This is a genomic window from Parasphingomonas frigoris (assembly GCF_036663815.1).
GTDB lineage: Bacteria > Pseudomonadota > Alphaproteobacteria > Sphingomonadales > Sphingomonadaceae > Sphingomonas.
The window spans coordinates 390380-410466 of sequence record NZ_JAXOJQ010000001.1 but is presented as its reverse complement, the minus strand read 5'-3'; the positions used below and the strand labels follow the sequence as shown (position 1 = coordinate 410466).

General features: G+C 65.3%; 19 protein-coding genes and 1 tRNA gene. 5 read left to right on the top strand and 15 right to left on the bottom strand.

Annotated features, from left to right (window positions below; translation table 11 throughout):
* Positions 1-163: 163 nt before the first annotated feature.
* The gene (gene leuA / locus U1872_RS01910) at positions 164-1822 is read left to right on the top strand and encodes a 2-isopropylmalate synthase (protein WP_332791180.1); all 1659 of its coding nucleotides are present in this window, start codon (positions 164-166) and stop codon (positions 1820-1822) included.
* A gap of 120 nt (positions 1823-1942) precedes the next feature.
* On the opposite strand, the gene U1872_RS01905 is transcribed toward leuA, so the two are convergent.
* From U1872_RS01905 to folE, 3 genes are read right to left on the bottom strand one after another with little or no spacing between them, the layout of a single operon-like run.
* Complete coding sequence (locus tag U1872_RS01905; RefSeq protein ID WP_332791179.1) at positions 1943-2308, bottom strand: dihydroneopterin aldolase; 366 nt, start codon at positions 2306-2308, stop codon at positions 1943-1945.
* Positions 2305-3057 carry an SDR family oxidoreductase gene (locus U1872_RS01900; protein ID WP_332791178.1) on the bottom strand — a complete coding sequence of 251 codons (753 nt, stop codon included), beginning with the start codon at positions 3055-3057 and terminating at the stop codon, positions 2305-2307. The genes U1872_RS01905 and U1872_RS01900 overlap by 4 nt, the downstream gene beginning before the upstream one ends.
* Positions 3054-3677, bottom strand: coding sequence for a GTP cyclohydrolase I FolE (folE, locus tag U1872_RS01895; RefSeq protein ID WP_332791177.1), 624 nt, complete (start codon positions 3675-3677; stop codon positions 3054-3056). Before folE ends, U1872_RS01900 begins: the two co-directional genes overlap by 4 nt.
* A gap of 230 nt (positions 3678-3907) precedes the next feature.
* On the opposite strand from folE, the gene U1872_RS01890 reads away from it, so the two are divergent.
* From U1872_RS01890 to U1872_RS01880, 3 genes are all read left to right on the top strand, one after another.
* On the top strand, positions 3908-6547 hold the full coding sequence (locus U1872_RS01890) for a TonB-dependent receptor (RefSeq protein ID WP_332791176.1): 2640 nt from the start codon (positions 3908-3910) through the stop codon (positions 6545-6547).
* Positions 6548-6637: 90 nt separating this feature from the next.
* On the top strand, positions 6638-6841 hold the full coding sequence (locus U1872_RS01885) for a hypervirulence associated TUDOR domain-containing protein (protein WP_332791175.1): 204 nt from the start codon (positions 6638-6640) through the stop codon (positions 6839-6841).
* A 41-nt stretch (positions 6842-6882) separates the two neighbouring features.
* Positions 6883-7164: an SWIB/MDM2 domain-containing protein gene (locus tag U1872_RS01880; protein WP_010186189.1), complete on the top strand. Its 282-nt coding sequence runs from the start codon at positions 6883-6885 to the stop codon at positions 7162-7164.
* 187 nt (positions 7165-7351) lie between these two features.
* Here U1872_RS01880 and U1872_RS01875 read toward each other — a convergent pair whose 3' ends face one another.
* From U1872_RS01875 to U1872_RS01850, 6 genes are all read right to left on the bottom strand, one after another.
* Positions 7352-7537 (bottom strand): hypothetical protein, encoded by a 186-nt coding sequence (locus U1872_RS01875; protein ID WP_010186188.1) that lies wholly within the window; start codon positions 7535-7537, stop codon positions 7352-7354.
* A gap of 116 nt (positions 7538-7653) precedes the next feature.
* Positions 7654-7730: transfer RNA gene (locus tag U1872_RS01870), tRNA-Arg, on the bottom strand.
* Between the two features lie 104 nt (positions 7731-7834).
* The gene (locus U1872_RS01865; protein WP_332791174.1) at positions 7835-8293 is read right to left on the bottom strand and encodes a DUF1178 family protein; all 459 of its coding nucleotides are present in this window, start codon (positions 8291-8293) and stop codon (positions 7835-7837) included.
* Complete coding sequence (locus U1872_RS01860) at positions 8290-9111, bottom strand: carbon-nitrogen hydrolase family protein (protein ID WP_332791173.1); 822 nt, start codon at positions 9109-9111, stop codon at positions 8290-8292. Before U1872_RS01860 ends, U1872_RS01865 begins: the two co-directional genes overlap by 4 nt.
* On the bottom strand, positions 9108-9365 hold the full coding sequence (grxC, locus tag U1872_RS01855; RefSeq protein ID WP_332791172.1) for a glutaredoxin 3: 258 nt from the start codon (positions 9363-9365) through the stop codon (positions 9108-9110). The genes U1872_RS01860 and grxC overlap by 4 nt, the downstream gene beginning before the upstream one ends.
* Before the next feature lie 46 nt (positions 9366-9411).
* The gene (locus U1872_RS01850) at positions 9412-10137 is read right to left on the bottom strand and encodes a ComF family protein (RefSeq protein ID WP_332791171.1); all 726 of its coding nucleotides are present in this window, start codon (positions 10135-10137) and stop codon (positions 9412-9414) included.
* Positions 10138-10182: 45 nt separating this feature from the next.
* On the opposite strand from U1872_RS01850, the gene U1872_RS01845 reads away from it, so the two are divergent.
* Positions 10183-11031 (top strand): class I SAM-dependent methyltransferase, encoded by an 849-nt coding sequence (locus U1872_RS01845; protein WP_332791170.1) that lies wholly within the window; start codon positions 10183-10185, stop codon positions 11029-11031.
* Here U1872_RS01845 and U1872_RS01840 read toward each other — a convergent pair.
* From U1872_RS01840 to U1872_RS01815, 6 genes are all read right to left on the bottom strand, one after another.
* Positions 11028-11417, bottom strand: a complete 390-nt coding sequence (locus U1872_RS01840; protein WP_332791169.1) for a response regulator — start codon at positions 11415-11417, stop codon at positions 11028-11030. The two genes, U1872_RS01845 and U1872_RS01840, sit on opposite strands and share 4 nt — an antisense overlap.
* 60 nt (positions 11418-11477) lie before the next feature.
* The gene (locus U1872_RS01835; protein WP_332791168.1) at positions 11478-13796 is read right to left on the bottom strand and encodes an ATP-binding protein; all 2319 of its coding nucleotides are present in this window, start codon (positions 13794-13796) and stop codon (positions 11478-11480) included.
* Between the two features lie 202 nt (positions 13797-13998).
* On the bottom strand, positions 13999-15168 hold the full coding sequence (locus U1872_RS01830) for an EAL domain-containing protein (RefSeq protein WP_332791167.1): 1170 nt from the start codon (positions 15166-15168) through the stop codon (positions 13999-14001).
* 626 nt (positions 15169-15794) lie between these two features.
* Positions 15795-16961, bottom strand: a complete 1167-nt coding sequence (gene argE, locus U1872_RS01825; protein WP_332791166.1) for an acetylornithine deacetylase — start codon at positions 16959-16961, stop codon at positions 15795-15797.
* Between the two features lie 36 nt (positions 16962-16997).
* Entirely contained in the window at positions 16998-18473 is a 1476-nt protein-coding gene (locus U1872_RS01820) for an efflux transporter outer membrane subunit (RefSeq protein ID WP_332791165.1), read from the bottom strand.
* Positions 18470-20086, bottom strand: a complete 1617-nt coding sequence (locus U1872_RS01815; protein WP_332791164.1) for a DHA2 family efflux MFS transporter permease subunit — start codon at positions 20084-20086, stop codon at positions 18470-18472. The genes U1872_RS01820 and U1872_RS01815 overlap by 4 nt, the downstream gene beginning before the upstream one ends.
* Position 20087 lies beyond the last annotated feature (1 nt).

Sequence of the window (20087 nt, the reverse complement as noted above, 5' to 3'; positions counted from 1 at the left end):
GCGCCAAGCGCTATCGCAGCCCCATGTTGGATGCCGTCGACCTTAGCTCGCTTCGACTTACGCGCCCTTAGGCGTGTACACTGCCGTGCGCGGATGATCGCAGCGCGGCTCGCCTAAGGATCCCCCGCCTCTCCTCGACCGCGACTGCTTTGCGAGATCCATCATGCTGCGAGACCCATCGACCAAATACCGTCCCTTCCCGACGATCGACCTGCCCGACCGCCGCTGGCCGTCGCAGACGATCACGCGCGCGCCGCGCTGGCTGTCGACCGATCTACGCGACGGCAACCAGGCGCTGATCGACCCGATGGACGCCGAGAAGAAGACCCGGATGTTCGACCTGATCGTCAAGGTCGGGATCAAGGAGATCGAAGTCGGCTTCCCCGCCGCTGGCGCGACCGAATTCGATTTCATCTCCGGCCTGGTGCGCGATGGCCGCATCCCCGACGACACGATGATCCAGGTGCTCACCCAGTCGCGCCGCGACCTGATCGAGACGAGCTTCGCCTCGCTGCGGGGCGCACCCAAGGCGATCGTCCATCTCTACAATGCGGTCAGCCCGGCGTGGCGCAAGATCGTGTTCGGCATGAGCCAGGCGCAGGTGAAGCAGATCGCCATCGACGGCGCGATGATCCTGCGCGACCAGGCCGCCGCCCAGCCCGACACCGACTGGTATTTCGAATACAGCCCCGAGACCTTCTCGACCGCCGAGCTCGATTTCAGCCTCGAGGTTTGCGAGGCGGTGATGGACGTGCTGCGCCCGACTGCCGACCACAAATTGATCCTCAACCTGCCCGCGACGGTCGAGTGCGCGACGCCCAACGTCTATGCCGACCAGATCGAATGGTTCAGCCGCAATATCCGCAACCGCGATACGGTCGCGCTCAGCCTGCATCCGCACAACGACCGCGGAACCGGCGTCGCTGCCGCCGAGCTCGGCCTGATGGCCGGCGCCGACCGCGTCGAGGGCTGCCTGCTCGGCAATGGCGAGCGTACCGGCAATTGCGACCTGGTGACAGTCGCGCTCAATATGTACACGCAAGGCCTTGATCCGAAACTCGATTTCTCGGACATCGACGAGATCGTCAATACGGTGAACTATTGCACCCAGCTGCCGGTCCACCCGCGCACGCCTTATGCCGGCGATCTCGTCTTCACCGCTTTCTCGGGCAGCCACCAGGACGCGATCAAGAAGGGCTTCGCCGCGCAGGAAGCCAAGAACGACCCACTGTGGGAAGTGCCCTATCTGCCAATCGACCCGGCCGACCTCGGGCGCAGCTACGAGGCGGTGATCCGCGTCAACTCGCAGTCGGGCAAGGGTGGCGTCGCCTGGGTGATAGAGCAGGACAAGGGGCTCAAGCTGCCCAAGCGACTGCAGGCCGACTTCAGCCGCCACGTCCAGCGACTCGCCGACGAAACCAGCCGAGAGATGAATGCCAGCGACATCTGGGGCCTGTTCGAGGCAACCTATCTCGCGCGCGGCGAGGATCGCTTCCGGCTGCTCGATTACAACGAGAGCGGCAGCGTTGGCGATCGGCTGTTCGTCGGCCATGTCGCGGTCGATGGCGAGGAGCGCTCGATCTCGGGCCGCGGCAACGGCCTGATCTCGGGCGTCATCGCCGCGCTTGGCGATACGACCGGGCCGCAGCTCGACGTGGTCGATTATAGCGAGCATGCGATCGGCCACGGCGCCGATGCGCAGGCCGCCGCCTATGTCGAATGCCGCACCGCCGATGGGCGGACGATCTTCGGCGTGGGGATCGACGCCGACATCGCGACCGCGTCGGTGCGTGCGGTGCTCAGCGCGGCGAACCGGGCTTAGAGATTCTCCCCGGAACTGGGAGGTGGGACGCGAAGCGTTACGGAGAGGGCCACCGCGGGCGCAGCGTTCGTGGCATGCCCCCTCCGTCGCCTTTGGAGCCACCTCCCCGTGCCGGGGGGATTAGGCCTCTCTCCGCTCCCGAACGATCTCGCAGCCGACCGCCGCATCGGGATAGACGTCGGGCTTCGACGTCCGCACCGTCACCCGTTCCACCCGCGGATCGCCGAGGCACAGCGCCGCGATCGCCTCGCATAGCGTTTCCTGCAGGTGAAAATGGCGCTCGGCGACCAGCGCCTGGACGCCGGATCGCACGAAATCATAGTCGAGGACCGCGTCGATCCGGTCGTCGGCCGGCGGCGCGGGATAGACCACCTCCATCCGCACCGAGACGATCACGCGCTGCCGCGCCGCCAGTTCGTGCGGATGGATGCCGAGCCCCATCACCACTTCGAGCCCGTCGAGCAAAGTGGTGAAGCGCACGCTCATGCCCGCCCCTCGAACATCACGTCGCGGGTCCGCGGCAGGAAATGCTGGCCGCAATCGACGAAGATATTCTGTCCCTGCACGCCCGCGGCGCCCAACAGGTACGCGACAGCGCCGGCAATATCGCTTGGGTCAACAGGACGTTGCAGCAGGTTCTTCGAAGCCGCCGCGACGAACTCCGCCTCGGTCTGGTCGGCGCTTGGCAGCGAGAGCCCCGGCGACACCGCGTTGACGCGGATGCGCGGGCCGAGCGCCTGAGCGAGCATCGCGGTCGCGCCGGTCAGCGCGATCTTGCCGCAACTGTACGAGAAGAAATCGGGATTGAGGTTGGCGACCTTCTGGTCGAGGATATTGACCACCGCACCGCGCGAAAGGTCGTCCTGCGCGGCAAGCGCGCTGGCGAGCAGCACCGGCGCATCGAGATTGACCGCCGCATGCGCCTTCAGCCCGGCGGCATTGATCCGCGGAGGCGTGTCATAGTCGAACAGCGAGGCGCTGTTGACCAGCGCCATCAGCGGCGCACCGAACCCCGCCCGCGCCGCGGCGAGCAACGCCTGCGGCGTCCCGGGATCGGCCAGATCACCCGACAGGACGATCGCGCCCGGCAATTCGGCCGCGAGCGCCTCGGCATCCTCGGCCGAATGGTGGTGGTGGATCGCCACCCGCCACCCGTCCGCCGCCAGCTGCCGTGCGATCGTCGCGCCGAGCCGCCGCGCCGCGCCGGTAACCAGAACGGTACGCGCCGCGCTCATCTGTGCCCGATCAGCGCGAGCACTTCCTTGCGGCTGCGCTCATCGTCGCGGAATACGCCCATCATCCGGCTCGTCACCATCGTGACGCCGGGCGTCCGCACGCCGCGTGCCGTCATGCAGGCGTGGCTCGCCTCGATCACAACCGCCACGCCAAGCGGCTTGAGATTGTTCCAGATGCAGTCGGCGACCTCCGCGGTCAGCCGCTCCTGGACCTGCAGCCGCCGTGCGTAGGCATGGAGCACGCGTGCCAATTTGGAGATGCCGACGACCATATTGTCCGGCAGATAGGCAATATGCGCCTTGCCGATGATCGGCGCCATATGATGCTCGCAATGCGACTGGAACGGGATATCCTTGAGCAGCACGATCTCGTCATACCCGCCGACTTCCTCGAACACGCGCGACAGATGGAGTGCCGGATCTTCGCGATACCCCGCGCAATATTCTTTCCACGCGCGCGCGACTCGCGCCGGCGTATCGAGCAACCCCTCACGGGCGGGGTCGTCTCCCGCCCAGCGAATCAGCGTGCGCACCGCCTCTGCGACGTCTTCGGGCACTGGCGGCTTGGCAGGGGCGGCGCTCGACGCGGCCGGCGCTGCCTGGTCTTTTTCAAATTCCACATCGGATCCTTTATACCACAACCCACATCTGACGTTACGGCACTCGAATTTCGCCGTACTGCAACATGGAATTGGTCCTAATTTGCAACTGTTAATTGTCGTCCCGCACCGGCAATCCGGCTGATCTACGTGATTTAGGCCATTGACTATGCCCCGGCATTTGCCGAACCTGATCTTCGAAAACCGTCATCCGGCACAGACTGGAGGCGGCGGAGACAGGGGATGCCATCATGAAGAAATTCGAATTGCTCGCTGCGTCGGCGTTGGTCTCGCTCTACGCTTGCCCGGCCGTAGCGCAAGACACTAGCGCGGCAGCGCCGGCTCCGCAAAGCACGACGGCCTCACGGCAATCGGACAGCGCCCGCCCGTCGGACAGCGACGACATCATCGTCACCGCGGCCAAGCGCGAGCAATCGCTGCAGGACGTGCCGATCTCGGTTTCGGTGACCAGCGCCGCGACGATCGAACGCGCGCAGATCAAGGATCTGATCGACCTCCAGTCGGTCGTCCCCTCGCTCAAGGTGCCGCAGCTCAACGCCACAGGCCAGACCAACTTTATCATCCGCGGCTTCGGCAACGGCAACGGCAATGACGGGATCGAGAGTTCGGTCGGCGTGTTCATCGACGGCGTGTATCGCTCGCGCACTTCCTCGACGCTCGACGATCTGCCCGAGATCGAGCGGATCGAAGTGCTGCGCGGCCCGCAATCGACGCTGTTCGGCAAGAACGTGTCGGCCGGCGCGATCAGCATCACCACCAAGCGCCCGTCGTTCGACTGGGGCGGCAAGGCCGAGGTCAGCCTCGGCAATTACGGGCTGATCAATCCCAAGGGGACGATCACCGGGCCGATCACCGACACGCTCGCCTTCCGCCTGTCTGGCTCGGTCAACCAGCGCGACGGCTATTTCCGCAACCTGACGACCGGTGCGAAGATCAACGACCGCAACCGCGTCTCGCTGCGCGCCGACATCCTGTACGAGCCGTCGTCCGATTTCTCGGTGCGCGTGATCGGCGATTACAATCTGATCAAGGAAGTGTGCTGCGGCGTCACCTCGATCTTCAACGGCCCGCGCACGCTGGCGATCGGCGCGGCGGGGTTTGCGATCTCCGACACGACGAAGATCTTCGATCGCAACGTGATCTTCAACACCGACCCCAAGAACCGCCTGCAAGGCAAGGGAATATCCGGTGAAATCGACTGGAACGTCGGCTTTGCCAAGCTTACCTCGATCACTGCCTATCGCGAACAGGTCAATCAATCGAACCAGGACATCGATTTCACCGGGGCCGACGTTTCGAACAACATCACCGCCAACAAGATCAAGACCTTCACCCAGGAGGTCCGGCTCGCGTCGAACGGCGAAGGTCCGTTCAGCTGGCTGCTCGGTGGCTTCTATCAGCATGAGAATGTCGATACCGGGCGCGACATCCGCTTCGGCAAGGACATCCGCACCTTCGTCAACGGGCTGACCGGCGGCCCGCAGGGGCTGATCTTCGCGCTGGAATCGCTGCAGCGCGTCACAAATCCCGCGATCACTCCGGGTAGCTATTATTTCACGCAGGGCCAGGGAATTTCGGACCGCTATTCGCTCAAGCAGGACAGCTATTCGATCTTCGGCCAGGCCGACTATAAAATCACCGATCGGCTGACGATCACCGGTGGCCTCGCCTATCTCAGCGATCGCAAGGCGGCAGCCTCGAATGTCGAGCTCAACGATCGTTTCTCGCTGCTCAACCTCGAAAATGTCGCAGGACTCGGCGTATTGCCGTTCGCGGCGCTGCCGGCATCGCTTTCGGGCTGCCTGTTGCAGAAAGGGTTCAATCCCGCGACGACGGGGGGACGCGCGCCGGTCAACCTGTTCGGCGCCTCGCTCGGATCGTCGCTCCCCGGCCCGGGCAGCGCGCCGTGCCCGGCCTCGCCCGCCGGGGTCAATCCGTTCGGCCTGAACGCGCTGCAATTCTTCTATGGCAACACCGCCAACCACGCGCCGGTAAATTTCCCGAATGCGTCTGAATCGGGCATCCTGAAGGGCGACAAGGTCACCTATGCGGCTCGTGCCGCTTACGACTTCGGCCCGGTCAACGCCTATGTCAGCTACTCGACCGGGTGGAAGGCCGGTGCGTTCAACCTGTCGTCGGACAGCCGCCCGCCGCTCAACGGCGTCGGCCGCACCGCCGCGCCCGAGAATGTGACGGTCTACGAGGCTGGCCTGAAGACCAAATTCAAGGGCGGCTATTTCAACCTCGCGGTGTTCAAGCAGACGATCAAGGGCTTCCAGTCGAACGCCTTCACCGGGCTTGGCTACAGTCTGGTCAACGCCGGCCAGCAGTCGGTCCGCGGCTTCGAGATCGACGCGGCCTATCGCCCGCTGCCGTGGCTCGCGCTCAACGGGGCGGTGACCTATCTCGATCCGAAATATGACAGCTTCACCGGCGCGCCGTGCGTTTCCTACGATACCACGCGATGCCCGATCAATCCGTTGACCGGGCTGATCCCCAACTTCCGCAATCTCAGCGGCACCAAGCCCGCCGGGATCCCCGAGTGGAGCTCGTCGGTCTCGGCGGTGATCTCGCACAGCTTCAGCCCGAGCGTCAGCGCTTATCTGCGCGGCGAATATGATTACACCAGCGACGTCCAGCTGACCGATGTCGTCCCGCCGGCGCTCAACACCTATGGCCAGAACAACGTCAATGCGAGCCTCGGCGTCACCTTCGACCGGGCGAAGCTCGACGTGATGCTGTGGGTGCGCAACCTGACGCAGGACGACCAGTTGATCGCGGCCTTCCCGACGGTGGCGCAGGACGGCAGCTATAGCGGCTATCCCAATCAGCCGCGCACCTACGGCCTGACGCTGCGCAAGTCGTTTTGATCGTATCGCGCGGGCCGGGCGGCCGGACCCGCGCGATGCAACCGAATGCCCCCGCCATGCGCTCCTCCTCCATCGACAAGGAGGATAGCGATGACCGAACCCAAGAAAGGCGATCATGTCAGCTGGAAGTCGCACGGCGGCACGGCCCACGGCGTGGTCGAGAAAAAGCAGACCAGCCCGACCACGATCAAGGGGCATAAGGTCGCGGCGTCAACCGAGAATCCCGAATTCATTGTTAGGAGTGACAATGGTGGAAAGGCAGCGCACAAGAGCGCAGCGCTAACGAAGGCGTGAAACCGATGTCGGTTTTAACGGCACATCAGGAAGGACTACACATGGCCAAGACACCCACCGCAAAGAGCGACGCCCCCAAGACCGGTGGCATCTTTGCGCCCATCACCCCTTCGGCCGATCTCGCCGCAATCGTTGGTGCCGACAAGCTGCCGCGTAGCGAAGTGATCAGCAAGGTCTGGGCGTACATCAAGCAGCATGATCTCCAGAACCCGGAGAACAAGCGCGAGATCGTCGCCGACGAGAAGCTGAAGAAGATTTTCGGCAAGGACAAGGTCACGATGTTCGAAATGAACAAGCATCTTGCAGGCCACATGAAGGCCTGATCCGTTCCGGACAGAGTTGCACCACGACACCGACGATCCTCGCGGATCGTCGGTGTCTTGTATTCTGCACTGCTCCCGATTCCGCTGATGCGTGTGAAAGGCAGCATAGCGCTGCCTTCGGCGCGCGGCATCGCGCTACCGGCCGCAGCCGACGCGTCTCCGATGACTGCCGCTATGCGGCAGCACTTCAGCCGGCGAGCTTTGCCGCCGCGTTGACCACCGCACGCGCTGCGGTCGCCTCATTCGCTTCCGCCATGGCTTCCCACGCATAAGCAGAGCGCTCGTGCATCTCGCGACGATTGGCGAGCGTGGTCTTTTGCGCTGCTTCGCGCTGAGCAGCGGCGTTGGCGCGGTATGTTTCGCTAGGTGTCATAGGATATTACGATTCCGCAGGCGGCGATCCGCCCGTCTCATTGGAGTGAGGCTCGAACAGGAGTGTGGCAAGCGGTCGGCAGAGGCGGCACCTTCCAACATCCGTCCGGATGACGATGGTGCCCCCGAGTGGATTCGAACCACCGGCCTGCGGTTTAGGAAACCGTCGCTCTATCCACCTGAGCTACGGGGGCTCCGGTGGTCTCCCTAGGTTTGTGTGGCGCCGAGGTCAATCGGCAACCGGAGCCGCGCGCCCTTTGCCGTAGGGATCACGCACGATAGTACCTCTTCGGCCTGTTCAATTGATCGTGTCGGCCGGCACCACCGGCAGCGGCAGCGGCAGGATCGGTACGCCTTCCTCGACGAGCGCCTTTGCCTCCGAAAGCGTCGTCTCGCCGTGGATCGGCGTCGTGGCGGTTTCGCCGAGATGCATCGCGCGCGCCTGATCGGCGAAGCCACGGCCGACCCATTGCGACGTTTCGAGCGCTTTCGCCTGCGCCGTCGCGAGCGCCCGGAGCGCCGCCTTGATCGCCTGCGGGCTCGGCGGCGCGTCGGACGCGGCGTGCGCAACGGGCTGGTTGCGGCTGTTGCCCTTGGTGCCGACATTGGGCGCCATCACGGCCTTGCCGATATCGCTGTCTCCACAGACCGGGCAAGCCAGCAGACCGCCCTCGCGCTGCTCCTCATAGGCACCACTCGAGCCGAACCATGCCTCGAAGACATGCGCCTGTGCACAGCGCAGATCGAACACGATCACGCCGTGATCACCTCCGGGATCGCCCGCCGATGCGCGAGCACCGGGATCCGCGCGCGGACGTCGGCGACGCGCGCCGGGTCGATTTCGGCGAAACCAACACCCGCCGCCTCGCCCATGTCGAGCACGACCTCGCCCCACGGGTCGACCACCAGCGAGTGCCCATAAGTCGCGCGACCGTCCTCATGCGTCCCGGACTGCGCGGCGGCGACGACATAGGCGCCCGCCTCGATCGCGCGGGCGCGCAGCAACACGTGCCAGTGTGCCGCGCCGGTCGGCTGAGTAAAGGCGGCTGGCACTGCGAGCACGCTCGCACCGGCATCGCTCAGCGCGCGGTAGAGATTAGCGAAACGCAGGTCGTAACAGATCGACAAGCCGACGGCGCCGGCCGGAGTCTCGACCACAACCGCGCCCTCGCCCGGTGCATAGCTGGCGGATTCTCGCCAGCTCTCGCCGCTTGGCAGATCGACATCGAACAGATGGAGCTTATCGTAGCGTGCCCGGATCACGCCGCTATCATCGATGACGAAGGCGCGATTGGCGAGCCGCCCGTCGGGCCCGAGCACCGCCAGCGAGCCGAGATATACCCAGATGCGATGCTCGGCCGCAGCCGCCCGCGCCGCGCCGAGCACGACATCGTCGTCCTCGCTCCGCAGCACCCCGGCGGCCCGCGCGCGATCCCGGTCGACCAGCCCCGACATTTCGGGCGTGAACAGCATCGCCGCGCCGCCCGCGGCGGCCTCGGCAATCGCCGCCACGATCGTGCCGGCGTTGGCGACGGGATCGATCCCGCTCGTCAATTGCGCCAGCGCGATCTTCATGCCGCGAGCAATGCGTCCAGCTTGCCGGCCCGCTCGAGCGCGGCGAGATCATCCGAACCGCCGACATGCTTGCCGTCGATGAAGATCTGCGGGACGGTGGTGCCACCGTTCGCGCGCTCGATCATCTCGGCGCGCTTGGGCCCGCCCATCGTGATGTCGAATTCCTCGGGGGTGGCGCCCTTCGCCGCGAGCAACTTCATCGCACGCGCACAATAGGGACAGAAGGCTTTGGTGTAGATTTCGATCTTTGGCATTCTGCAGAGATGTGGGCGGGGATGCGGCTTGTCAATCTTGGCGGGCTCAATCGCTGTCGCCCAGCACGCGCGCCCAGCACAGGATGGTGACCTTCGCCGCCCCTGCGCGGAGCAGCACGCGCGTGCACCCGTCGGTGGTCGCGCCGCTGGTATGGATGTCGTCGACCAGCACCACCGATTTGCCATGCAGGCGCCGCTGCGGGTCGACCACGCGGAACGCCCCGGCGACGGTGCGCGCACGCGCCAGCGCCCCCATCGATCGCAGCGGCGGCGTCGGCTTGATCCGGCGCAACAGCAACGGATCGCCCGGCACCCCGCTCGCGCGGGTCAGCGATGCCGCGATCAGCGCCGCCTGGTTGAAGCCGCGCGACCATAGCCGCCAGCGATGCAGCGGCACCGGAACGAGCAGATCGGCGCCCTCGGGCAGCAAGCGCACCATCTGCCGTCCGACCGTCTCGGCAAAGGCGGTCCGCCCACCATATTTGAGCCGCAGCGCAACGGTGCGCGCGACATCGCCATAGGCGACCGCCGCGCGCACCCCGGCATGGCGCGGCGGATCGGCGAGGCAGGCGGCGCAGCGCGCGTCGGCCCCGCGATCGAAGGCGAACGGCACATTGCACCCGGCGCACCACGGCGGCGCGAGAAAGCGCAGCGCCCCCCAGCAGCCGGCACAAAAACGGTGGTCCGCCCCGATCACCGCGCCACACCCCGGACAGCGCGGCGGCAGCGCGACATCGGCGATATAGCGCAGCGGGGCGAGCCAGGCGGACACGTCAACCCTTGTCGCGCGCGCGCCCCGGCGGCACAAGCCCATGCCATGAGCGTCCCCGACATCTTCGACCGCGAAGCGCGCCGCCAGCGCCGCGACCGCGCCGCCCCCGACTTCGCCGCCTATGATTTCCTGCGCGCCGCGATGCTCGAGGGGATCGCCGAGCGCCTGGCGAGCGTCACGCATCGTTTCGGCGACATGCTCGACCTCGGCTGCTTCGACGCGGCCTTGCCGGTCCCCGTCGGCGCGCGTGTCACGCGCTGCGACCCGGGCGCGCTGTTCGCGGCGCAGGCAGGCGGGGTGCAGGCCGACGAGGACCGCCTGCCCTTCGCGCCCGAAAGCTTCGATCTGGTGATATCGGCGGGGGTGCTCGACAGCGTCAACGACCTGCCCGGCGCGCTGACGCTGGCGCGGCGCGCGCTGCGGCCCGACGGACTGTTCCTAGCGGCCTTCTGCGGGATGGGGACGCTGTCGACGCTGCGCGCCGTGCTGCGCGAGGCAGAGGGCGACCGGCCGGCGGCGCGGATCCACCCGCAGGTCGATGTGCGCTCGGCCGGCGATCTGCTGATGCGCGCCGGCTTCGCGCTGCCCGTCGCCGATGTCGAGCCGCTGACGGTGCGCTATCGCGGGATCGGCGGGCTGCTGCGCGATCTGCGCGGGATGGGGGCGAGCAACATCCTGCGCGAGCGCACCCCGCTGCGCCGCGACACGCTCGCCCGCGCCGCCGACCTGTTCGCGCAACGTGCCGATCCTGATGGCAAGACTGCCGAGCGTTTCGACATCATCTTCCTGACCGGCTGGGCCCCTGCCCCGTCGCAACCCAAACCGGCGCGACGGGGCAGCGGCAAAACCTCGCTCGCCGCCTTGCTCGACCGCACCGATCCGACGGAAAGCTAAGCGATCATTCCGTCGCCGGCGCCCTTGGCCAGCATCCGCCCGATCGCGTCGAACAACGAATCCATCGCGACCGGCTTGAACAGTACTTCGTCGGCGCCTTCGGCGAGGCAACGCTCGCGCAGATCGATCGCGGTATCGGCTGTCAGCACGATCACCGGAAGGCCGGCTTTTGCGTCGCCGCGCGCGCGGATCCGGCGCAAGGTCTCGAATCCATCCATCCCAGGCATGCGCAAATCGAGCAGCACGATCACGAAGTCGTCCGATTCGATCAGCGCCAGGCCCTCCTCGCCGCTCTCGGCGCCGGTCATCGCCGCGCCGGCAACGTCGAGCATGTCTTTTACAACACGACGATTCATCGGATCGTCTTCGATAAACAGGATGTTCATTGCGCGGCCATCGGACCGCGAGATACATAGGACAAGTTGGACATTCCGGCCATATTTAGATCATGCCGCCTGGGGAACAAGTTGGAAAGCGCCAACACAATCGGCGCCATCCCTGTCGAACAGCAGCGCCGCGAGCGCAACACCTGCAATCGGTTTGGCGATGACCTGATCGATTCCTGCGGCGGCGAAACGCGCAAGATCGTCTTCGGTCGGCGACGCCCAGAGCAAGGCCGAGCCTACAGCACTCGCGCCGAGCACGGCCAGCGCAGCGTCGACGTCCGCCGTGGCACTGATCGTCGCCTGATCGATCAGCATGCGCGCCACGCCGCCTTCGGCAATCAGCGCGAGCACTTCGTCGGGCGTGCCGGCAAACACGACCGCACCGGCGCGCGGCTCGAGCACCGCGCGCAACATGCTGCGCGAGATCGGGTTGCGATCGAGGATCAGCAGCGCGCGCGGCATGATCGCGGTCTCCGGCACCAGCGCCTCCGGCCGCGTGGCCAGCACCAGCGGCACTTCGAGCGTAAAGGTCGAACCCTGCCCGATCGCGCTTGCGACGACGACGTCGCCGTCCATCGCGCGCGCCAGATTCTGGCAGATCGCCAGCCCCAGCCCTGTGCCGCCGAACTGGCGCGTGGTCCCGGCATCGACCTGGCGGAACGATTCGAAGATCAGCCCGAGCTTGTCGGGCGGGATGCCGATGCCGCTATCGCACACCGCGATCGACAGCGTCGTTTCGTTCGCCGTGGCCCGCAGCGTCAGGCTCCCCGATGCCGTAAACTTGAGCGCGTTCGACAGCAGGTTGAAGGCGATTTGCCGAAGCCGCGCGGCATCCCCGACGATGAAGCCGGGGCATGCGTCGAGGTCGAGCACGAAGGTCAGCCCCTTGGCGCGCGCCTGCTCTTCCCACAACCGCGAGACGTCGCGAAGCATCGCAGTCAGATCGAACGGTGCCTGCTCGATCGTCAGATTGCCGGTTTCCATCTTGGCGACGTCGAGAATGTCGTCGACCAGCGCACGCATGGTGATGCCGGCGCCGTGCACGACGCCGATCCGATCGCGCAGCTTTGCCTCGAGCGTGGCGTCGGCGAGCATTACCTGCGTCATGCCGAGAATACCGTTGAGCGGGGTACGGATCTCGTGACTGGTCGTCGCGAGGAATTCGGTCTTGGCGGCAAGCGCCTTGGCGAGCGCAGCGTTGGTCGTCCCCAGGTCGACGTTGGCGGCGCGCACCTCGTTGCGGCTACGGAAGATCGTGATCAAGCCGACCGCGAGCATCGCCACGATGATCAGCGTCGCCACCGCCAGCCCGCCGAAGATCGTCAGCTGCGTTTGCGCGCGCAGCTTGGCATCCGCGATATTGCGCTGCAACTCGGCGCGCTTGAGCTTTTCGATGTTGAGTTCCTGGCTCGCAAAGTCGAAGCGGGCCGCGGCGAGCGCGGTGTTGGCGGACGCGGCGAGCTTCGAGGTCTTGTCGTCGAGCTGCTTCAACGCCTCGAGATGCACGAGAGCCTGCGCGTCGTTTCCGGCCTGTTTGAAAATATCGTATGCGGTCTGATGGGCCTCACGCATCTCAAGGGTGGGCGAGTCACGATCAACCTTGACGAGCGCGTGTTCGATCAGGTTTTCGGCTTGCGAGAGATTGCCACGCAACCGTGCGGACCAAGCCGCCAACACGACAAAATGGTTACGCGACGATACACCCTGCTCGCCACCCAATACTGCAAGGCCACGCGCCACCGACCGGTCGGCATCGTCGAGCTGTCCCTCGATCAACTGTCCGCGCGCGATATTGCGAAGCGTACGAGAGGCGAGCAAGGGGCTTTTCAACGTTCCCGCGATCGCCAACGCTTTGCGAAACTCGATCTGGGCCTCCGGAATACGATGCAGTTCCTGCAACGACACGCCGCGATTGCTGTAGACCGAAAACGCAATCTGCGGGTCACCCTGATAGATGTCCAGAGACTTTGCGAAATATTTCAACGCGTTGTCATGATCACCCGCCTCCTGGTATAGGACGCCAATCATGATCATGGCGATGGCTCGGCTGCGAACCTCGCCGACATCGCGGAATACATCGTGCGCTTGTTGGTACGCCGCCAGCGCGCCCGCCACGTCGGCTTTCGCGGTCTTCAACCCCCCTCGCGACAGCAAGAGGTCGCCGTAAAGCTTGGTTGGCGGCCCGCCCGTAGAAATCAGGCCAATTGCATGGTCGATCAGCGGCGCTGCGCTCGCGGGGTCGTTTAGCTGAACATAGGCTTCGCCCTGCAACCATTGCGCAGTGGCAATGGCGATGATCTTGGCGCGGCCGGTCATGCGTGCAGTGAGACGTTCGGCCGCTTTCGCCTGGACGATCGCTCGCGCCGGATCGACAAGCATCTTCGATCTGGCATCCGCGACCAACATATCATAGGAAATGGGGGCGGCCACCCCGGTTGGGGCGGCGGAGACAAGCACAGGCAAGCCTGCTGCCACAACAGCAAGCACGAAGATCGCAAACGCGCGGAGGAAACACGGCCGCATCATGGCATCCCTGCAGCACAATCTCTTAAAGCGAAGCTAATCCGGTAGCCTCGCTTGGTCAGGAGCTTTTCCAGAAGGTCGCTGGCCGCCTGAACATCACTTGGCGCGGGTCATCGGCCGGACGCGCCAGATAGTCTTTCAGGAAGGCACGGAACGCATCGATCGAGATCGGTCGGCTGATCAGATATCCCTGGATCATGTCGCACCCCATGACCGAGAGCAACGCCATTGCCGCCTGCGTCTCGACCCCTTCAGCCGTCACTTCCATGTCGAGCGCGTGTGCCAGATCGATCGTCGAACGTACGATCAGCGGGTCGCGATTGCTGCTGGTCAATTGCAGCACGAACATCTTGTCGATTTTCAACTCGCGCGCCGGCAACTGCTTGAGATAGGCCAGCGACGACAGGCCCGCGCCATAATCGTCGATCGCGATCACGATGCCTTGATCGGCGAGGATCTGGAGATTGGCGATCGCCGACTCTGGATCGCGAATGACCGCGGTCTCCGTGATCTCGAAGCCGATCTTCACGCCCCCTTCGCGAACCTTGGCGCATGCGGTGTCGACGAAGTCTTTGTCGCCGAGCAACTGCCCCGAAATATTAATGAAGATCGTGAGGTCGTGGCCGTCCTGTGCAAGCACCTCCTGGTCGCGAATAACCTCGTCGAGCGTCCACAGCGTCAACGCGGAAATCTGACGCGCTTCCTCGGCAACGGTAATGAAATCCCCCGGCAGGATCAGTCCCCGCGTCGGATGCTGCCACCGCACCAGCGCCTCGGCGCTGCCGATTTCCTGCTTACGAACGTGCACCTTGGGCTGATACTGCAAGAACATCTCGCCATTGGCGATCGCCAGCGGCAACTCACGCGTCAACGTCAGCCGATCGAACGCCGCAGTCCCGACCGAAAGGTCGCGTCCTATGCTACGCTGTTCGGCGTGCGCGTCATCGAGCGCGCCCTCGGCTTCCTCGACCAGACGCACGTCGTCGGTTGTTCCGCGCGGCGCACCGGCCGCACCAACCAACACCTCGAAACCGTGCAGTTCACCGTCGATGTCGAACGGCTTGCTGGTCACGGCATGCACCGCAGCGATTGCCGCCTCGAGGTCGCCAAACCCGGTCCCGGTAAACGAAAGCTCGATCGTGGCTCGGCCGATGGCACGCGTTGCCGCCGATGGCAGCGCGGTGATCAACCGATGCTCGAGGTCCCCCGCGAGGCGATCGGAGCGCATCGGTCCAAGATGGCGACGGAGCGCAACGAAATTTGCGATCTGCACCAAGCCTATGAACAGCCATGCGTCGCAATGTTCCACAATGCAGCCGTTGCCGCCTTCTGCCGCTATCGGCCTGCGCCGAACACCGGCTTCTGCCAAATTATAGGCCGCGGGCGTTTGCGGCTGATCGTCGGCGGTTGGCCGAAGGTGTGCCTGGGGTTGCAGAGCGGGCGCCATGCCTCCTCACTACCGGCTTCGCCTGAAAGAACCGTTAAGGAGGCACCCACACATCCCGCATCCCTCGGAAAACCGATTGCTAGATGGTTAACAAAGCCTTAAGGGATGTTTGCACTCAACTGAGTGCAGCAAGGGAGAAAAGTAATGCTGCGTTTTGTCCTGTCTTTGATCTACGGCGAATCCACCCGCCCGTTCTGACACCTGACGTCGGCCCGGTGCGCATGAAAATTATTGACTATTAATAGTTTACCGGCACACCGGACCGATATTCCAACGCAGGGCGACAGATGCTGTCAAACTGATCAGGTCGCAAATGACGGGCCTTAAAAGCGCTTCAAGCATCGAAGGTCCGGGCTCGCCGACCGCGGTCAAATCCAGCAGAGAATTCAGTGAGCGCGCGCTTCGGCTCACGCCAAAGCCTCAACCAACCTGTGCATGAACAGCGCACCGCGCTCCAATTGCGTAATTTGTAAATATTCATCCGCCTGATGCGCCTGCTCGATCGAGCCTGGCCCGCAGATGATCGTCGAAAATCCCGCCCCCTGAAACTGCCCGGCCTCTGCCGCATAGGGCACGACCCGTGCGGGGCCGTTGTCGCCGGCCAGCCGTCGGGCGAGCGTTTCAGCCGCGCCGTCGGGCTCGGGTGCGAAGGAGGGGGTCGCCGAGCGCCGCGTGATCTGGACGCCGGCATCGGCAAAAGCCCGCCGCAGCCGGGCATCCTCTACGGCACAGGCGGCGAGAAACGGCGCCATGATCGCGTCGGGGTCCTGCCCCGGCGGCGTCCGCAGGTCGAAGGTGAATTCGCAATCGCCCGCCAGGATGTTGACGGCGGTGCCGCCGTGGATCAGCCCGATCGTCAACGTCGCATGCGGCGGATGGTAGAGCGATCCGGCAGCGGGATGCTGCTCGAGCGACTCTGCGAGGCGGCGTAGCTGGGCCATCAGCCCGACCGCGACCATGTTGGCCGACACCCCGAGATGCGTCAGGCTCGAATGCGCCTCATGCCCCTTCACGGTGACGCGCCAGGTCGAAATGCCCTTGTGCCCGCTGACCACTTCCATGTTGGTCGGCTCGCCGACGATCACCGCGATCGGCGCCGGCAGTTCGGACACGAGCTCGCGAATCATCGAGGGCGCGCCAAGGCACCCGACCTCCTCGTCATAGGAAAAAGCGAGATGCAGCGGACGCGACGCCCCGCGCGCAAACGCCGGCACCGTCGCCAGGGCGAGCGCAAGGAAGCCCTTCATGTCGCACGTCCCGCGCCCGAACAGCCGGTCGCCGCGGCGCGTCAGGACGAAGGGGTCGCTGCTCCATGCCTGCCCGTCGACCGGCACGACGTCGGTATGGCCCGACAGCACCACCCCGCCCGCCACCGCCGGGCCGATCGTCGCGTAGAGGTTCGCCTTCGACCCGTCGGCATTGCTGACCCGCCGCCCCGTCACGCCATGCGCGCCGAGGAAACCCTCGACATAGGCGATCAGCGCGAGGTTCGAATCGCGCGACGTCGTGTCGAACCCGATCAGCGTTTCGAGATGCGTCAGCGCGGCGGTTTGCAGATCGTGCGTCAAATCCATGCCGTCACCCTAGTCAGCACACGCCCCGCTTGCCAATCATCCCGTCTTCGCTTCGTCCCAACCGCCGCCGATCGCCTTGAACAGCGCCGCGGTGTCCTGCCGCAATTGCGAGTCGCTGGCGACCAATTGCTCGCGGGCGCTGAGCACGGTCACCTGCGCGTCGATCAGGGCATTCTGCGCGACGAAGCCGGTCCGATATTGCCCGTCGACGGCGTGTGCGGTCGCCTCGGCATCCGACACCGCGCGGCGCAGCACCGCGTTGCGCCGCCGCTCGGCATCGAGCCGCGCGAGTGGATCCTCGACATCGCGCAACGCGCCGAGCACGGTCGCCTGATATTGCAGATAGGCCTGCTCGCGGTCCTCCTTGCGCAGCCCCACGGTCGCGCGGCGGCGGCCCCAGTCGAGCAGCGGGAAGGTCACGCCGGCGACTCCCGTCGCCTGGATACTGTCGCGCGAAATGAGCGAAGCGAGCGAAGTCGACAGAAACTCCGCCATGCCGGTCAGCTTGAACTTGGGATACAGATCGGCGACCGCGACGCCGATATCGGCGGTCGAGGCCGCGAGCGTGCGCTCCGCCATCCGGATATCGGGACGCCGCCGCAGCAAGTCCGACGGCAGTCCGGCGGGCACCACCGGCACCGCCTGCAACGGCGGCAACGGCGCGGAGAGTTCGGCGGTCAGGCTCTCGGGCTGGGTTCCGAGCAGGATGCCGAGCGCATGCATCCGCACGCGGGCGTCGGCGCGCAACGGCTCCAGCCGTGCCTCGAGCGAGGTGATCTGCTGCCGTTGCCGCGTCACGTCGATCTGCGGGGACAGGCCGACCTCGGCGACGTTGCCCGCGATCTGCAGCGACCGCCGCTCGCGCGCGATTTCGTCCTCGACCACTGCGACCTGTGCCTGGTCCAGCCGCAGCGCGAAATAGGCTTGCGCGACCTCGGCGCTGAGCGTGACCGCGGCGTCGCGTTGCGACCACACCGCTGCATCGCTCCGTGCAACGGCCCCCTCGACGCTTCGCCGGCCGCCCCCGAACAGGTCGATCTCCCAGCTCGCATCGAAGCCGGCGGCGTAAGTGGTGATACCGCTGCCGGGAAGCGCGACACCGCCCGAGCTCCCCGATCCACCCGAAGAGCCACCCGAAAACAGGCTTGCAAGCGAGGAGAAGCCGGCATTCTTGCTGAATTCGACATGCGATACGTTGCCCGTCGCGTCGACTGTCGGCTTGCCGATCGCATGCGCAGCGATCTCCTGGAGCCGTGCTTGGCGAACCCGCGACCCGGCGATCGCGATGGTAGGACTATCCTTCAGCGCGCGCTCGACCAGCGAAGTGAGCATGGCATCACCGAATGCGGTCCACCACCGCGCCGGATCGATCGCAGCACCGGGTGCTGCGACCTGCGGCTCGGCGAAGGCCGGCGGCACCGCCATTTCGGGCGCGTGATAGTTGGGGCCGACGGTGCACCCCGCGAGCAGGGTTGCGCCGAGCAGCGCCGTCGTGACGAGAGAGCGGGTCAATGGGCCATGCCTCCACCGGCGCCACCGGTCTTGCCGGAGCGCATAAAGAAAACGACCGGGGCAACGCACAGCACCACGATCATCAGCGAATGAAACACGTCGAGGAAAGCGAGCATCGCCGCCTGCCGTTGGACAGTCTGATACAACACCGCGAGCGGCGTCGTGACGGCGTCGCCCACCCCGCCGAACGCACCGCCAGCCTTGGCCAGCCACTCGTTGTAATTGGGGTTGAGCGGGCTGAGGCCATTGACGAGTTCGGACTGATGGCGCTGCAACCCCGATGCGAGCATCGTCTGCGACGCCGAGATGCCGATCGACCCACCAAGGTTGCGCGCGACGTTGAGCATGCTCGACGCCTGCGCGGTCTTGTTCTGCGGCAGCCCGACATAGGCGACCGCACTGATCGGAACGAACAGGAACGGCAGCGCCATCGCCTGATACAGCCGCGCGATGCCGGCATCGAGGAAAGTGATCTCGGCGTTGAGGTGCGTCATGTTCCACAGCGCGAACGCCTGGACCAGCAGCGCCGGGAACAGCAGCAGCCGGACGTCGACCACCCCCGACAGCCGTCCCGCGAACGGCACCGCGACGAGCGTGGCGACGCCGCCGAAGGTCAGCGCGAGCCCCGCCTGAAACGAGGTATAGCCGAGCACCTGCTGCAGCATCTGCGGGATCAGCTGCGTCGTGCCGAACAGGATCATGCCGGTCACACCCATCACCAGCAGCGTGAGCGAGAAATTGCGGTTCTTGAGGAGTTTGAGATCGATCACCGGCTCCTTGTGATTGGTCTCCCAAAATCCGAGCGCGATCAGCGACAGCGCGGAAATCGCCGCCGTGGTGATGATCAGCCCGCTCGAAAACCAGTCCTCGCGCTCGCCCCGGTCGAGCGTGAGTTCGAAGAAGCCGAGCCCCAGCGCGATCAGGATGATCCCGATATAGTCGACGCGAATGCCGCGCTTGAGCAGCTTGGCGCGATCATCCTTGATCGCCTTGGGCTCGTCGACGAAGATATTGACGAGGAACAACGACGCGATGCCGATCGGCACGTTGATCAGGAACACCCAGTGCCAGCTCGAATTTTCGGTGATGTAGCCACCGAGCGTCGGCCCGAGCACGGGGCCAACCACCACCACGATGGCAAACGCCGCGAACGCCATGCCGCGCAGGCGCGGGGGGAAGGTATCGGCAAGCATCGACTGCTCGACCGGCGCCAGCCCGCCGCCGCCTATGCCCTGCAGCACGCGCGCGATGACCAGAGTCGACAGGTTGGGCGCCAGGCCGCACATCAGCGATGACAGCGTGAACAGCGCGATCGAGATCATGAAATAGCGTTTCCGCCCGATGACGTCGGACAGCCAGCCGCTGATCGGAATGATGATCGCATTGGCGACGAGATAGCTGGTCAGCACCCACGTCGCCTGATCGCCGGAAACCGACAGGCCGCCGGCGATATGATCGAGCGCGACGTTGGCGATCGAGGTGTCGAGCACCTCCATGAAGGTCGGGATCGAGATGATCGCGACGATCAGCCAAGGGCTGTAGCTGCCCGCGGCTGATCGCGTCGGATCCCACCCGTCCGCGCGTTTCCCGGTCTTGGCCGGGGCGGCGGCCATC